The organism is Actinoplanes missouriensis 431 (assembly GCF_000284295.1).
Lineage (GTDB): Bacteria > Actinomycetota > Actinomycetes > Mycobacteriales > Micromonosporaceae > Actinoplanes > Actinoplanes missouriensis.
In genome coordinates, this window is record NC_017093.1 from 1,900,788 (window position 1) to 1,916,407 (window position 15,620).

At 71.0% G+C, this 15,620-nt stretch carries 12 protein-coding genes and 1 pseudogene; 11 read left to right on the forward strand and 2 right to left on the reverse strand.

Going from position 1 to position 15,620, the window contains the following annotated elements:
* Nucleotides 1-38 precede the first annotated feature (38 nt).
* From AMIS_RS08800 to AMIS_RS08820, 5 genes and pseudogenes are all read left to right on the forward strand, one after another.
* A pseudogene (locus tag AMIS_RS08800) lies at nucleotides 39-1,436 on the forward strand (sensor histidine kinase); the annotation flags it as partial.
* Nucleotides 1,433-2,098, forward strand: coding sequence for a response regulator (locus AMIS_RS08805; RefSeq protein WP_014441867.1), 666 nt, complete (start codon nucleotides 1,433-1,435; stop codon nucleotides 2,096-2,098). The pseudogene AMIS_RS08800 and the gene AMIS_RS08805, both read left to right, overlap by 4 nt.
* Before the next feature lie 9 nt (nucleotides 2,099-2,107).
* Entirely contained in the window at nucleotides 2,108-3,658 is a 1,551-nt protein-coding gene (locus AMIS_RS44580) for a methyl-accepting chemotaxis protein (protein ID WP_014441868.1), read from the forward strand.
* A gap of 107 nt (nucleotides 3,659-3,765) precedes the next feature.
* Nucleotides 3,766-4,881 (forward strand): WD40/YVTN/BNR-like repeat-containing protein, encoded by a 1,116-nt coding sequence (locus AMIS_RS08815; protein WP_014441869.1) that lies wholly within the window; start codon nucleotides 3,766-3,768, stop codon nucleotides 4,879-4,881.
* Complete coding sequence (locus AMIS_RS08820) at nucleotides 4,878-5,174, forward strand: MoaD/ThiS family protein (protein ID WP_014441870.1); 297 nt, start codon at nucleotides 4,878-4,880, stop codon at nucleotides 5,172-5,174. The genes AMIS_RS08815 and AMIS_RS08820 overlap by 4 nt, the downstream gene beginning before the upstream one ends.
* A 61-nt stretch (nucleotides 5,175-5,235) precedes the next feature.
* Here AMIS_RS08820 and AMIS_RS40330 read toward each other — a convergent pair whose 3' ends face one another.
* On the reverse strand, nucleotides 5,236-6,465 hold the full coding sequence (locus tag AMIS_RS40330; protein ID WP_014441871.1) for a hypothetical protein: 1,230 nt from the start codon (nucleotides 6,463-6,465) through the stop codon (nucleotides 5,236-5,238).
* A gap of 124 nt (nucleotides 6,466-6,589) precedes the next feature.
* Here AMIS_RS40330 and AMIS_RS44585 point away from each other — a divergent pair, with 124 nt between their 5' ends.
* Nucleotides 6,590-7,138 carry a TetR/AcrR family transcriptional regulator gene (locus AMIS_RS44585; protein ID WP_014441872.1) on the forward strand — a complete coding sequence of 183 codons (549 nt, stop codon included), beginning with the start codon at nucleotides 6,590-6,592 and terminating at the stop codon, nucleotides 7,136-7,138.
* A gap of 499 nt (nucleotides 7,139-7,637) precedes the next feature.
* On the opposite strand, the gene AMIS_RS08835 is transcribed toward AMIS_RS44585, so the two are convergent.
* Nucleotides 7,638-8,636, reverse strand: a complete 999-nt coding sequence (locus AMIS_RS08835) for an SDR family NAD(P)-dependent oxidoreductase (protein WP_014441873.1) — start codon at nucleotides 8,634-8,636, stop codon at nucleotides 7,638-7,640.
* Nucleotides 8,637-8,736: 100 nt separating this feature from the next.
* Between AMIS_RS08835 and AMIS_RS08840 the strand changes: the two genes are divergently transcribed.
* From AMIS_RS08840 to AMIS_RS08860, 5 genes are read left to right on the forward strand one after another with little or no spacing between them, the layout of a single operon-like run.
* Nucleotides 8,737-10,716 carry an MDR family MFS transporter gene (locus AMIS_RS08840; protein ID WP_231859261.1) on the forward strand — a complete coding sequence of 660 codons (1,980 nt, stop codon included), beginning with the start codon at nucleotides 8,737-8,739 and terminating at the stop codon, nucleotides 10,714-10,716.
* A 29-nt stretch (nucleotides 10,717-10,745) separates the two neighbouring features.
* The gene (locus tag AMIS_RS08845) at nucleotides 10,746-11,951 is read left to right on the forward strand and encodes a hypothetical protein (RefSeq protein ID WP_014441875.1); all 1,206 of its coding nucleotides are present in this window, start codon (nucleotides 10,746-10,748) and stop codon (nucleotides 11,949-11,951) included.
* A 42-nt stretch (nucleotides 11,952-11,993) separates the two neighbouring features.
* On the forward strand, nucleotides 11,994-14,246 hold the full coding sequence (locus AMIS_RS08850; protein ID WP_014441876.1) for an FdhF/YdeP family oxidoreductase: 2,253 nt from the start codon (nucleotides 11,994-11,996) through the stop codon (nucleotides 14,244-14,246).
* Nucleotides 14,243-14,692, forward strand: a complete 450-nt coding sequence (locus tag AMIS_RS43620; RefSeq protein WP_014441877.1) for a hypothetical protein — start codon at nucleotides 14,243-14,245, stop codon at nucleotides 14,690-14,692. Before AMIS_RS08850 ends, AMIS_RS43620 begins: the two co-directional genes overlap by 4 nt.
* Nucleotides 14,689-15,267, forward strand: coding sequence for a nucleoside/nucleotide kinase family protein (locus tag AMIS_RS08860; protein ID WP_014441878.1), 579 nt, complete (start codon nucleotides 14,689-14,691; stop codon nucleotides 15,265-15,267). Before AMIS_RS43620 ends, AMIS_RS08860 begins: the two co-directional genes overlap by 4 nt.
* The last annotated feature ends 353 nt before the right edge of the window (nucleotides 15,268-15,620 follow it).

Consider the following 15,620-nt stretch of genomic DNA (forward strand, 5'->3'; position numbering starts at 1 on the left):
TTCGACACGTGGCGGGCGGGGAGTTCTGGGAGTGGATAGGTCGCGGCGCGTGGCGGACACCCACGCCGGCGCTGTCCCGCCGCCGGCGGGCCGCCGGATTCCTCGTCGTCATGCTCGGGCTGCCGTCGCTCACCGCGATCCTGCTCGCCGTGCCGGAGCAGCAACTCGTCACCGCGATCCTGCTGTTCCTGGTCGTGGTCGTCGGCGTGGCGCTGATCGGCGGACTCTGGCCGGCCCTGCTCGCCGCGGTCGGCGGGTCGCTGCTGCTGAACTGGTACTTCATCCCGCCGTACGGGCGGTTCCTGATCGCGCAGGAGCAGAACCTGCTGGCCCTGGCGATCTTCGTGCTGGTGGCGGTCGCGGTCAGCTGGGTGGTCGACGTCGCGGCCCGGACCACCCGGCAGGCCGCGCAGGCCTCCGCCGAGGCGCGGACTCTCGCCACCGTGGCGGGCAGTGTGCTGCGCGGCGAGCGGCCGCTGATGGCGCTGCTGAGCCAGCTGCGGGAGACGTTCGTGCTGGAGTCGGTGGCGCTCTGCGAGGGCGGGGAGACGGTCGCCGCGGTGGGCCGGCCGGTGCTGCGCCCGGAGCTCGCCGACGACACCGTGAAAGCCGACGGTGACCTGGTGATCCTGCTCAAGGGGCATCCGCTGGCGGCCGCCGACCGGCGGATCGTGGAGGCGTTCGCGGCGCAGGCCGCTGTCGCGCTGCGTCAGGAGCGGCTGGCCGCCGAGGCGGCCACCGCCAAGCCGCTCGCCGAGGCCAACAAGCTGCGGACCGCGCTGCTCGCGGCGGTGAGCCACGATTTGCGTACGCCCCTCGCGTCCGCAAAAGCAGCTGTCGCCTCGCTGCGCAGCTCCGAGGTGGAGTTCGACGACGACGATCGGGCCGAGCTGCTCGCCACCGCCGACGAGTCGCTCGACAAGCTGGGCCGGCTCGTCGCGAACCTGCTGGACATGAGCAGGCTGCAGGCGGGCGCACTCGGGGTGGTCCCGATCGAGGTGGGCGCGGAGGAGGTCGTACCCCAGGCTCTTGATGATCTTGGGGTTGAGGGGCGTGCGGTGACCGTGCGTGTGCCCGATGACCTGCCCCTGCTCCGCGCCGATCCCGGTCTGCTGGAACGGGTGCTGGTGAACCTGGTCGCGAACGCGCTGCGCTACAGCCCGCCGGACGCCCCGCCGATGATCACCGGAAGCGCGCGCGGTGACACGGTGGAGCTGCGCGTGATCGACCATGGACCCGGCATTCCCGCCGACCGGTGGGACGACGTGTTCCTGCCGTTCCAGCGGCTCGGCGACCGGGACAACCACACCGGCGTGGGTCTCGGCCTCGCGCTGTCCCGAGGCCTCACCGAGGCGATGGGCGGCACCCTCACTCCCGACGAGACGCCCGGAGGCGGCCTCACCATGATCATTTCGCTGCCGGCGGTCGCGTCGTGACCCGGATCCTGGTGGTCGACGACGAGCCGCAGATCGTCCGGGCCCTCCGGATCAACCTCAAGGCCCGGGGGTACGAGGTGGACACCGCCCGGGACGGCGCCTCCGCACTCCACCTCGCCGCGCACCACCATCCCGACCTGGTGGTTCTCGACCTCGGCCTGCCCGACATGGAGGGCACCGAGGTGATCGGTGGCCTGCGCGGCTGGACCACGGTGCCGATCATCGTGCTCTCCGGGCGGGCCGACAGCACCGACAAGGTGGCGGCGCTCGACGCCGGCGCGGACGACTACGTGACCAAGCCGTTCGGCGTCGACGAGCTGCTCGCCCGGATCCGGGCGGTCGCCCGCCGGGCGCAGCCGGTCGACGCCTCGCCGACCGTGCGGATCGGCTCCCACGTCGTGGACCTCTCCGAACGCTCGGTCACCCCCGACGTGCGGCTCACCCCGACCGAATGGCAGCTGCTGGAACACCTGGTCCGGCACCCCGGCAAACTGATCACCCAGCGGGACCTGCTGCACGACGTGTGGGGACCGCAGTACCAGACCGAGACGAACTACCTGCGGCAATACATGGCCCGGCTGCGCCGCAAGCTGGAGACCGACCCGGCCCGGCCGCAACACCTGATCACCGAACCGGGCATGGGATATCGCTTCCGCCCGTAGGCTGCTCACGTGCGGTTGTTCGGATCCCGTCAGACGGCCCCGGAGGTCGTGCGCCCGGTGCCGCGAGACGTCGAGGCCCTCGAGGAGCTGATGCTGGCGCTGGACAGCGCGATCGACGAGAGCACGGCCTGGCGGATCACGGTGGCCAGCACCGTCGAGTCCTACGGATTCGGGTACGGGGCGATCTGGGTGCCCGACGGCGGCCAGTTGCGGCTGTTCCACGAGACCGGCCGGATCACCCCGCAGCTGCAGGCCGCGTCCGGGGGGCTCACGCCGGGGCGGACCATGGCGGCCGACGACGGGATGGTCGGCAAGGCGTACCGGACCCGGCAGCCGATCTACATCGAGTCGCCCGAGGACGGCGTGGGGTGCCGGCGCACGCAGGCCGCCTTCCAGGCCGGCATGGTCGGGGCGGTCATACTGCCGATCTCGCGGGGCGCCGACGTGCACGCCGTCCTCGAGTACTACTCGCCGGCGCCGCTGCACATGGACGCGAACCGGCGGGACAAATTCAGCGCGATCGCCCGGATCGCCGAGCGGGCCCGGGCGGCCGCCGTCGCCTCGGCCGAGCTGCGCCAGGTGGCCGACGACCGTACCGCGGTGACCACCGTCGTCACGAAACTCGGCGAGGCCACCGACAGTCAGGTCGCGATCAAGATGGCCCTGGACAGCGTGCGCAGCGCGTTCGGCTGGGCGTACGGGTCGTACTGGGAGGTGGACCCGGACGCCAACGTGCTGAAGTTCGAGATCGAATCCGGCTCGGCCGGTGACGAGTTCCGCCGGGTCACGCTGGCCGCCACGTTCGCCGAGGGGACCGGCCTCTCCGGCCGCGCCTGGCGGGCCCGCGACCTGGTCTTCGTCCGCGACCTGGCCGAGCTGACCGACTGCGTGCGGGCGCCGGCGGCGCAACGGGCCGGGGTCCGCTCCGGCGTCTGCTTCCCGATCATGAGCGGCGACCGGATCATCGGCACGATGGACTTCTTCACCACCGAGTACATCGATCTGTCCGCGTCCCGGGCCGCCGCGCTGCGCAACGTGCAGCAGCTCGTCTCCCAGCGGCTCGACGTGATGCGCGCCGCCGAACGGTCCGCGGCGAACGCCCGCGCCCTGCTGGACACCGTGGAACGGCTGCGCAACGCCAGCGGCGACGCCACCTCGGTCGCCGAACAGGCCGTCGACCGCGCCTCCGCGATGACCGCCGAGGTCGCCGCGCTCGGCCAGGCGTCCGCCGCGATCGGCGACGTCATCAAGATCATTGAATCGATCGCCGAGCAGACCAACCTGCTCGCGCTCAACGCCACCATCGAGGCCGCCCGGGCCGGCGAGAGCGGCAAGGGCTTCGCCGTCGTCGCCGGCGAGGTGAAGGAGCTCGCCCGGGAGACCGCCGAGGCCACTCAGAAGGTCGCCGAGCAGATCGCCGGGATCCAGGCCAGCGCGGAGACCGTGGCGGCCGGCATCCACACCACCAGCGAGACGATCGGGATGATGGACAGCGTGCAGGCCCGGATGAACGAGGTCCTCGCCGAGCAGGCGGAGATGGCGCGGGCGCTCCAGGGCTGATCTTCCCTCGGCTTTCCCGACTCGTTCGGTCGAACATGCGTTTCAACCCCCACAGGTCCGCAGCGATGGGCCAGGATGTGTCATACGGCACACCGAGGGGAGCAGACATGAGCGGCGTTCGATTGCTGGTGGGCACCCGCAAGGGCGCTTTCGTCCTCACATCCGACGGCAAGCGGCAGGACTGGGAGGTGAGCGGGCCGCACTTCGCGGGGTGGGAGATCTACCACGTGAACGGCTCTCCCGCCGACCCGGACCGGCTCTGGGCGTCGGCGTCCGGGGGCTGGTTCGGGCAGGTCATCCATCGCTCCGACGACGGCGGGACGACCTGGCGGCAGGTCGACCACGACTTCACCTATCAGCCGCCGGTCGGAGACCATCTCTGGTACGACGGGACACCGCGCCCGTGGGAGTTCAAACGCATCTGGCACCTGGAGCCGTCCCGCACCGACCCCGACGTCGTCTACGCCGGGGCCGAGGACGCGTCCCTCTACAAGTCCACCGACGGCGGCCAGAAATGGGTGGAGCTGGCCGGACTCCGTACCCATGTCTCGGCACCGAAATGGCAGCCCGGCGCCGGTGGGCTCTGCCTGCACACGATCATCCTCGACCCGGTGAACAAGGACCGGATCTTCGTGGCCATCTCGGCCGCCGGCGCGTTCCGCAGCGACGACGGCGGCGTCAGCTGGCAGCCGATCAACCGGGGCCTGGTCTCCGAGGGCATCGCCGACCCGGACGCCGAAGTGGGCCACTGCGTGCACCGGCTCGCCATGCACCCGTCCCGGCCGGACACGCTCTTCATGCAGAAACACTGGGACGTGCTGCGCACCGACGACGCCGGCGGCAGCTGGCGCGAGGTCAGCGGCAACCTGCCCACCGACTTCGGCTTCCCGATCGCGGTGCACGCCCACGAGCCCGAGACGATCTACGTCGTGCCGATCACCAGCGACTCACTGCACTACGTCATGGACGGCAAGCTGCGGGTCTACCGCAGCCGCACCGGTGGCGAGCAGTGGGAGCCGCTGACCGTCGGACTGCCGCAGGAGAACTGCTACGTCAACGTGCTCCGCGACGCGATGGCGGTCGACACGCTCGACGAGTGCGGCATCTACTTCGGGACCAGCGGCGGTCAGGTGTACGGGTCGTCGGACAGCGGGGACAGCTGGCGGCCGATCGTCCGTGACCTGCCGCCGGTGCTCTCCGTCGAGGTGCAGGTGCTGCCGTGATCAGGGTGATTCTGCCGCCGCACCTGCGCACCCTCGCGAGCGTCGGCCGGGAGGTGCAGGTCGAGGTCTCCGGGGCGGTGACGCAGCGGACCGTGCTGGACGCGGTGGAGCGGGAGTACCCGATGCTGCTCGGCACGATGCGGGATCGGGAGAGCGGGCGGCGGCGGGCGTTGGTGCGGTTCTTCGCCTGCGAGGAGGACCTGTCGAACGAGTCGCCTGACGCTGAGCTGCCGGATCGGGTGATCAAAGGGGAGGAGCCGTTCATGGTGGTGGGGGCCATGGCCGGCGGGTGAGGTTCGCCGGTACCGATTCCGGCGGCCGGGCGTTGGGGCCGGCCGCCGGAGGGGTGCGGGGTCAGCTGGTGACTCCGGTGACGATGGTGACGGTTTCGGGGCTGCTGGTGGTTTCGGTGCCGGTCGTCGTTTCGGCGCCGGTGGTGCTGGTGTCGGTGGTGGCCGCCGTGGTTTCGGTGGCGGTCGCCGTGGTGTCAGCGCCGGTGGTTTCGGTGCCGGTCGCGGTGGTGTCGGTGCCGGCTGTGCCCGTGGCAGTCTCGGTGCTGGTCATGCCCGCACCGGTGTCGGTGCCCGCTGCGCCGGCGCCGGTGTCGGTGCCTGTGGTTCCGGTGTCCGTGCCGGTTGCCGCAGTGCCCGTGTCGGTGGTGCCGGCTGTGGTGTCCGCGCCGGTCGTGCCCGTGTCGGTGCCGGTTGTTCCGGTGTCGGCACCGGTCGCGCCGGTGTTGGTGCCGGTTGTTCCGGTCGCGGTGTCGGTCGATCCGGCCCCTGTGTCGGCGCCGGTGGTGCTGGTGGCGGTGTCCGCTCCGGTCGCGCCGGTGTCGGTGGTTCCGGTGGCGGTGTCAGTTGTCCCGGTTCCTGTGTCGGTGGCGGTTGTTCCGGTTCCGCCCGCCGTGTCTGTGCCGGTTGTTCCGGCGCCAGTTGCGGTGTCCGTGCCGGTCGTTCCGGTGCCAGCCGTGGTGTCCGTGCCGGTTGTTCCGGTGTCGGTGTTGGCGCCGGTGGTGCCTGCGCCTGCGGTTCCGGTGCCAGTGTCGGCGCCGGTGCCGGTGTCAGTGGTCCCGGCTCCGGTCGTTGCGGTGCCGCCTGCGCCGGTGTCTGCGCTGCCGCTGCTCGTGCCGCCGCTCGTGTCGGCGCCGCCACTGGCCGGGGCGCTGCCGCCGTTGTCCGCGCCGCCGCTCGTGGTGCCGCCGCTCGTGGCTCCGCCGCTCGTGTCGCCGCCGCTGGGGGCGCCGGCGTCCGTGGTGCCGGTACCGGTGTTGTGATCGGAGGGCATGCCCTGGTCATGGGGCTTGTCCGGCATGCCACTCTCGTACTCGATGTAGAGCACGTACAGCCGGTGTGTCCCGCCGAGATGCTTCTCGCAGTCGCCGAACTTGTCGTCCCACATGCCGAGGCGCGAGGCGATCCGGCTGAGGGCGTCGCACGCCAGCTTGGTGTCCTGGTACCCGGCGACGCTGTCGAGCTTCTCCGGCTGCGGAATCCCGGGGGACGCCTGCGCCGCGCTCATCCCGATCGTCGCGCCGGCCAGCACTCCGAGGCCGGCCGTGGTCAGGCACCGTTTTGCCTTGCTCATGTCGTACCTTTCTATCCGATTTGCCGTGTCCTGGTTAGCTGAGCACGCTTTAGGTGAGCGGTTCTCGCGTTCCACCGGGGCTGGCCCATCGGGGGCAAGGTGGGAGTCGGCTTACGATCGGAATATGGTCAGGCGTACGGGTGAAGCGACCCGCGAGGAGATCCGCACGGCGGCGACCCACCTGTTCCGGGAGCGCGGTTTCGCCCGGACCTCGGTGCGTGACATCGCCGCCCTCGCGAGCAGCAACCCGGCGCTGGTGATCCGGCACTTCGGCACCAAGGAGCTGCTGTTCCTGGAGACCATGCACCTGACGATCGACGACGAGCCGCTGTTCGACGTGCCGATGGAGCAGTTCGGGGAGCGCTTCATCGAGGTGCTGCTCGCCGACGACGACATCCGCGGGGTCTATCTGGCCCTGGTCCGGGGCAGCAACGAGCCGCAGATCAGGACCCGGTTGCAGGACATCCACGAGAAGATGTTCGTCGGCCCGGTGCGGGCCCGGCTCGCCGGTCCGGACGCGGACATCCGGGCGCGTCTGGCGGCCGCGGTCGTGGGCGGGCTGCTCTACGTGCTGTGGGTGGTCGGCGACGAGGCGCTCGTCGCCGCCGAACCCCGTGAACTGGTGGTGCGCTACGGCGCGCTGCTCCAGCAGGTGTTGACCGAGCGGCACTGACTCCGTCGGCAGGGCAGCGCTGAGCACCAGCCGGACCAGCCGGACCAGCCGGACCAGCCGGTGAACGGAAGGCTTTCCCCGGGGCGATCGGCGCACACGGAGGCCGTTCGTGGGCGCTCATCGCGCGCGGGGGGCGGCGGCCAGCGCACACGGAAGCCCGTTCGTGTGCGCTGATCGCGCGGGGGTGGCGGCCGGTGCACGCGGTGGGCTTTTGTGCGCTGACGGCTCGCGATCCCGCGGCTGTCGATCGTGGAAAGCTCGAGGCCGGCTGGCTGTCAGCGTTCACAAAACGGACACCAGGCAGCACTGGCAGCCAGCCGGGCAAGGCGAGCTGGCGCTCAGTGCTGTCGGCCGCCGCCGCGCCGACACTGAGCACCAGCCGGACCGGCTGGTTGTGGGTGCTGTCCGCACTGCACTGGGCGCCGGCCGGACCGGCCGGCCCAGCCGGCGCTCGGGGTCGCCGGCAGAGCCCGCGCGGGCGACTCGATCCACAGATGGACTACTGCACCGACCAGCCGCCGTCGGACGGGAGGATCACGCCGTTCAGGTTGATGCCGTCGTCGCTGAGCAGGAACGTGATGGACGCCGCCAAGTGCTCCGGCATCGCCACGCCCGGGATCGTGCGGATCAGCGGGCCGGTCCGGGCCATGCCGAACTCGGACTGGTCGCGCGGGACCATCCCGGTCGCCACGCCGCCCGGTGCGACCGCGTTCACCCGGATGCCGTCGGCCCCGTACATGAACGCGGTGTTCTTGGTGATGCCGACGACGGCGTGCTTGGACGCGGTGTAGGCGACGCCTGCCGCGCTGCCGCGCAGGGCCGCCTCGGAGGCCACGTTGACGATGGAGCCGCGCTTGGCGGCGAGCATCGACGGGATGACGGCGCGGGTCAGTTTGAAGACGCCGTCCACGTTCACCGCGAAGACCCGGTCCCAGATGGCGTCGGCGGTCTCGTGGATGGGGGAGAAGTCGTCGACGATGCCGGCCACGTTGGCGAGGCCGTCGATCGTGTCGCCGGCGGCCTCGACGATCCGGGCGATGTCGGCGTCGACGGTGATGTCCCCGGCCACCGGCACGACCGCGTCGCCGAGGTCGTCGACGAGCGCCTTGAGCTTGTCGGCGGTGATGTCGACGGCGATCACCCGGCCGCCCTCGCGGACGATGCGGGACGCGGTGGCCCGGCCGATGCCGGAGGCGGCGCCGGTGACGATCACGGTCTTGCCGTCGAAGCGGCCGCCGGTGACCTGCTCACGCCAGGCGCCGGACGACTCCTCGGCGGGTGCGAAGCCCCCGTTCACGGCCATGACGAGCTGGTCGACGGCCTCCTGCGGGATCTGGCCCTGGCTGAGGGCGACGAGCTGCTGGAGCGGCAGGCCCCGGGCGGGGGCGAGACGGGACTCGTCGAAGTCGCCGCCCTGCCCGAGAAGTGCCCGGATGGCCGGTCCGCCCTCCGGGTGGTCCAGCCATTCTCCGACCGTGCTGCCCGCGGTGAGCGCCATTTCGAATCCCCTCTATAAAAGCGAACGCAAAGCGAAGTCAACTTAGTTTACTTCGTCGAAAAGGCCAATGCCCGGAAGGGAAAGGAAGAGGATCAGGATCATGCCCGTCCTGAGCCGGCGACAGATCAACGTCGTCTTCGTCGCGATCCTGCTCGGGATGCTCCTGGCGGCCCTGGACCAGACGATCGTCTCGACCGCCCTGCCGACGATCGTGGCCGATCTCGGGGGCGCCGGGCACATGTCGTGGGTGGTCACCGCGTACCTGTTGGCGGAGACCATCGCCACGGTGCTGGCCGGCAAGTTCGGCGACCTCTTCGGCCGCAAGGTGATCTTCCAGATCAGCGCGGTGGTCTTCGTGGGCGGCTCGGCGTTCTGCGGCGTCGCGCAGGACATGCTGATGCTTGTCGCCGCGCGGGTGGTCCAGGGCATCGGCGCGGGCGGCCTGATGGTGACCGCGATGGCCCTGATCGCGGACGTCATCCCGCTGCGCGAACGCGGAAAATATCAGGGCGCGCTCGGCGCGGTCTTCGGCGTCACCACGGTCGTCGGACCGACCCTCGGTGGCCTCTTCACCGACCATCTGAGCTGGCGCTGGGCGTTCTACGTCAACGTCCCGATCGCGATCATCGTGATCGCGATGGCCGCCAAGACCATTCCATCGGTACGGTCCGAGGGCCGTCCCGTCATCGACTACGCCGGCATCGGCCTGATCGCCGCCGCCGCGACCACGATGATCCTGGCGCTGGAGTGGGGCGGCAGCGAGTACGCCTGGAGCTCGCCCACGATCATCGGGATGTTCGCCGGCTCGATCGCCCTCTTCGTGGCGTTCGTCGTCGTGGAGTCGCGTGCCACCGAACCGATGCTGCCGATGGGCCTGTTCCGCAACTCGGTCTTCACGGTCTGCTCGACGCTCAGCTTCATCGTCGGCTTCGCGATGCTCGGCGCGATGACGTTCCTCCCCACCTACCTGCAGTACGTGGACGGCGTCTCGGCGACCGCCTCCGGGGTGCGCACCCTGCCGATGGTGGCCGGTCTGTTCCTGATGTCGATGCTCTCCGGCAACATGGTGAGCCGCACCGGCCGGTACAAGATGTTCCCGATCGCCGGCGGCGCCGTGATGTCGGTCGGCCTCTATCTGATGTCGACCATGGGAGCGTCGACGAGCACGTGGCTGGAGTCGCTCTACATGTTCATCCTGGGCTGCGGCATCGGGTTGTCCATGCAGGTGCTCACGATCGCCGTGCAGAACACCGTCCCGTACGCCGATCTGGGGACGGCCACCTCGGGCGTGACCTTCTTCCGTACCCTCGGAAGTTCGTTCGGAACGGCGATCTTCGGCACGCTCTACAGCGGGCGGCTGGAGGACCGGCTGGCCGAGGCGCTCGCGCAGACCGGTGTCCCGGCCACGGTGGCGCAGAACCCGGAGGCGCTGAACGCGCTCGACCCGGCGCAGTCCGGGCCGATCATCGCGGCCTACGCCGACTCGATCAACTACGTGTTCCAGTGGGTGGTCCCGGTCGCGGTGCTCGGCTTCGTGGTGGCCTGGCTGCTCAAGGAGGTGCCGCTGCGGGACAGCGCGCGGGTCGCCGCGACCGACGTCGGGGAGGGTTTCTCGCCACCGGCGACGGACGACCGGGTCGGTCAACTGGAGCGACAGATCAGCGACACCATGCGGCGGGCGCGCGACGACCGTACCGTGCTCGATCGGGTGTTGGCGGACTCCGGCGCCGACGTCAATCCGTCACAGGCGTGGGCGATCGGACAGACGCATCTGCACGTGACCGCGAAGGGCCGCGCCGAGCTGCCGGCCATCGCCCGTCAGCACCGGATGCCCCCTGAAGTGCTGGAACCCACCTTCACCGATCTCGCGCAGGCCGGATATGCCCGGGTGGAGGGGGATCAGGTGCACCTGACCGAGGCCGGTCAGGAGCAGTTCGAGCGGGTCCGGCACGCGTGGCGGCAGTGGCTCGACGCGAACCTGGACGACATCGCGCGCACCGATCCGGACGACCGGATCCTGATCGATCAGGCGTTGAACAACATCGCCACCCGGCTGGTCGACGAGCATCGGCCCGCTTGATCTAGGGCCCGGCAGGCTACCGTGCACCAATGGGATTGCTGGACAGGTTCGTCGGCTCACCGCAGCGCCGGTTCGCCCAGCTCGCCCTCCGGGTGGCCCGCAACACCCCGGGGGTGGACCGCGCGACCTACCAGCCGGAGGAGTTCGCGATCGCCATTCATCGCACCGGCGACGCGGGTCCGGCCCATCTCTACCTGTCCAACGTCTTCCGGGAGACCGCCGACGCGACCCCGGCGGAACGCCGGGAGAGACTGGAGCGTCTGGTCCGGCTGATGGCCTCGCCGCCGGCCGAGGACACCTGGGAGACGGTACGGGGAAAGCTCCGTCCCGTGATCCGACCGGTGACGTTCGGGGCCGCCGGCCCGGTCGGCATGCGTCCGCCGCTGTCCCGCCCCGCCATGCCGTTCCTGCGGGAGCTCGTGGTCGTCGACAGCCCGGACGCGATGGCGTACGTGATCCCGGACCGTCTCGACGAATGGCACGTCTCCGCCGACGAGGTCTTCGACGCCGCCCGGGAGAACCTGGCCGAGCTGGCCCGCCGCTCGCTGAGCCGGCCGTGGCCGTCCGGGCCGAGCCTGATCCGGATGCTCGACGACGGCGACGGGTACTTCACGTCCCTGCTGCTCGCCTCCGGCTGGCTGGCCGACGTCGGCGAGCGGATGGGCACGCCGGTCCTGGCCTTCGCCCCGGACAACAACACGCTGCTCCTCAGCCCGCTGCCGGAGAACGAGGCGGACCAGCTCTACGCGGTGGTGGAGCGGACCTTCCAGGACGCGGTGCGCTACCTGTCCCCGGTCGGCTACGTAACGGCGCCCGGGGGCGCGGTGGTGCCGTACACGCCGCCGCCGGGTCACCTGCACTACCTGCCGGCCCGGCGCGCCGAGGCGGTGCTGGCGCTCACCGAGTACTCCAACCAGACCGACTGGCTGACCGAGCAGTACGAGAAGGCCGGCGTCGACGTCCACGTCGGCAAGCTGATCGCGGTCGAGCCGCCGGACGGCGGACCGGCCGAGACGATCGCCACCTGGGTCGAGGGTGTCAGCACGCTGCTGCCGCGCGCCGATTCGGTGGCGTTCGCCCGGGCCGACTCCGGAGTGGAGTTCCGGGTGCCGTGGCGGGTCGTCGAGCAGGAGGCCGGCCTGAGCCCGGAGCCGCTGCTCGCGCCGTCCCGTTACCGGGTGGAGGACTGGCCGGCCGCGGGTGTGCTGAGCAGCCTGCGACAGAGCGAGATCTGAGGTTGTTTGCTTGTCGATCTTCACGGCAGCAGACTGTGGCGCATGACGGACGAGGACGCCTCGCTACGGATCGGCGCTCCGGCGGACCACGCGGCGGGGCTCCCGGCCGTGCGGCTGAGCCTGGTCAACGCCGTACAGCGGATGGGTGTGCGCGCCGCGGTGCGCAACCTGCGCACGCTGAATCAGCACGACGGTTTCGACTGCATGAGTTGCGCCTGGCCGGACCCGCAGGGCCATCGGCACGCCGCGGAGTTCTGTGAGAACGGCGCGAAGGCGGTCTCCTGGGAGGCCGACCGGGCCACGGTCGGTCCGGACTTCTTCGCCGAGCACTCGATCGCCGATCTGGCCGGGCAGACCGATCACTGGCTGGAGAAACAGGGCCGGCTGACCCACCCGATGGTCCGGCGCGAGGGCGCGACGCACTATGAGCCGATCTCCTGGGACGAGGCGTTCGCGCTGGCCGGCTCGTTTCTGGCGGCACTTCCCAGCCCGGATGAGGCGGCCTTCTACACATCCGGGCGGGCCAGCAACGAGGCTGCGTTCGTCTATCAGCTCCTGGCCCGCGCGTTCGGCACCAACAACCTGCCGGACTGCTCCAACCTGTGCCACGAGTCCACCGGCACGGCGCTGCTGCGCACGATCGGCGTCGGCAAGGGCTCGGTCACCCTGGACGACCTGCACCGGGCCGACCTGATCGTGGTCTCCGGGCAGAACCCGGGAACGAACCACCCCCGGATGCTCACCGCCCTGGAGATCGCCAAGCGGGACGGCGCGAAGATCCTCGCGATCAATCCGCTGCCGGAGGCCGGGCTCCGGCGTTTCGACAACCCCCAGAGGGTACGGGGGATGGCCGGTCACGGCACCGTCCTGGCGGATCGGCTGCTCCGGATCCGATCCAACGGCGACCTGGCGTTGTGGCAGGCGATCGGGCACCTGCTGCTGCGGCGTGGCGTGGCCGACCGGGAGTTCATCGACAACAGCACCGTCGGTTTCGAGGCCTGGGCCCGGCATCTCTCCGAGATCGACAGAGACGCCGTGGAAGCGGCCACCGGCCTGCCCTGGGCCGAGATCGACGAGGCCGCCGACATGCTGGCGAACGCGAAACGGATCGTGCACTGCTGGGCGATGGGAATCACCCAGCACCGCAACGCGGTCGCCACCATCAAGGAGTTCGTCAACGTCGCGCTGCTCCAGGGCATGATCGGCAAGCCGGGCGCCGGACTCTGCCCGGTCCGCGGGCACTCCAACGTGCAGGGCGACCGGAGCATGGGCATCTGGGAGAAGCCGCCGCCCGCGCTGCTGGACGGGATCCGCGCCGAGTTCGGCTTCGAGCCGCCGCGGCATCACGGGTTCGACGCCGTGGACACGGTGAAGGCGTTCCGGGACGGCCGGGCGTCGGTGCTCGTGGCGCTCGGCGGCAACTTCGTCGCGGCGATGCCGGACACTGCCGTCACCGCGGCGGCGATGCGCGGAGCCGCGCTGACCGTGCAGATCTCCACGAAGCTGAACCGCAGCCACGTCGAGGCCGGGCGCACCGCGCTGATCCTGCCGACGCTGGGCCGCACCGAGCGGGACCACACCGGCGGCCGGGAGCAGCGGATCACCGTGGAGGACTCGATGTCCGCGGTGCACGCCTCGCGGGGCCGGTCCGCGCCCGCCGGTCCGCTGCTGCGCTCCGAGGTGGACATCGTCTGCGGCATCGCGGCGGCGACACTGGGCGATCGGCACGGGATCCCGTGGGAGGCGTTCGCGTCCGATTACGACCAGATCCGGGAGCGGATCGGGCGGGTCGTGCCGGGGTGCGCCGGGTATGCCGCCAAGATCCGTGACGAGGGCGGGTTCACGATGCCGCATCCGCCACGTGACGCCCGGACGTTTCCGACGCCTGAGGGCAAAGCGGTGTTCACCGTCAGCCCGCTCGAGGTCATGACGGTTCCGCCCGGGCGGCTCGTGCTGCAGACCCTGCGCAGCCATGACCAGTTCAACACCACGATCTACGGCCTCGACGACCGCTATCGAGGCGTCTACGCGGGCCGGCGGGTCGTCTTCATCAGCCGCGCCGACCTGGACGAACTCGGCTTCGCCGACGGTGACATCGTCGACCTGATCTCGGAGTTCTCCGACGGGGTGGAGCGGCGGGCCGACCGTTTCCGCCTGGTCGAGTACGACACCCCCAAGGGCTGCGTCGCCGCCTACTACCCGGAGACGAATCCGCTCGTACCCCTGGAATCGCAGGCCGCGGAGAGCGGCACACCCACCTCCAAGTGGGTCGTGGTCCGCCTGGTGCCGCGATGACAGGCTTCCTGGTGGGTCCTTCCGATCTTCGGGTACGGGCGACGCACACTCCCGTGGTCATCCTCGACGCGACGGTCGAACTCGCCAAGCCCGCGCGGGACGGTGACCACCGTTCGGCGCCCGGGCTGGCCGGCTGGGCGGAGGGCGGCATCTCGGCGACCACGCTCGGGCTGGCGCTGCGTGCGCTCGGGCGGGAGGACGTCGCCATCTATGACGGTTCCCTGGAGGAGTGGTCGGCCGACCCAGCGCTGCCGCTCGACCCGGGCCGGACGCTGCCGCCGGGCCGGGACCTGGCGCTGCCGGTTGACCGGGAACCGGCGCGGCCGCCTGGCCGGGACCTGGCGTTGCCGCATGGCGGGGAACCGGCGCTGCCGCCTGGCCGGGACCTGGCGTTGCCGCATGGCGGGGAACCGGCGCTGCCGCTCGACCTGGGCCGGGCGGGATGAGTGGACCGTGGGATGCCGCCGTTGACCGGGTCGTCGGCTGGGCCCGGCAGCAGCCGCCGTCGGCCGGGGACCGTCGGGTCATCGCGGTCGAGGGCCGTTCCGGATCCGGCAAGACCACCCTGGCCCGCGCCGTGAGTGAGCGGCTGGGCGCGCCACTGATCTCGATGGACGACCTGTACGCCGGGTGGGACGGCCTGGACCGGGGCGTGACCGCTCTGCGGGACTGGGTGCTGCGGCCCCTCGCCGAGGGCCGGCCCGCGTCCTGGCGGCGGTGGGACTGGGCGGCGGGGGAGTATGCCGGTCACTTCGCGGTACCGGACGGCGAGTGGCTCGTGGTTGAGGGGGTGGGTGCGGGTGGGGCGGTGGTCAGGCCGTACCTGTGTGGGGTCGTCTGGTTGGAAAGCCCCGCCGCGCTGCGCAAACGTCGGGCGTTGGCGCGCGATGGGGAGACTTATGCGCCGCATTGGTCGCGGTGGGCGCGGCATGAGGACGCGTTCTACGCGGCGGAGGCTGTTCGTGAGCACGCCGCCCTGGTGATCGAGAATGATGACGAGATGCCCGGTGCATCCGCCTGAGCTTTTTATAGCGTTTCGTGCGTTTTGTCGCGCTCACGTTCGCGCTCGCGGCGAGGCGGGTGGCGTGCGCGGCGAGGTAGGTGGCGTGCGCGGTCAGCTTGGGCGTGCGCCCGGTGGCGGCCCAGCGGTTGTCGATCTTGGAAACGCCGGTGCCGGCTGGTTCTCAACGTTCCCAAAACGGACATACGGCAGCACTGGCAGCCAGCCGAGCGGGACGAGCTGGCGCTGAGTGCTGCCATCGGCTCGCGCGCCAGCACTCAGCGCCAGCCGGACCGGCTGGTGGGGAGTGCTGTCCGGGCAGCGATCCGCGTCGGCCGGACCGGCTGGCGCGGAGAGTCGGCGGCCGGCATCAA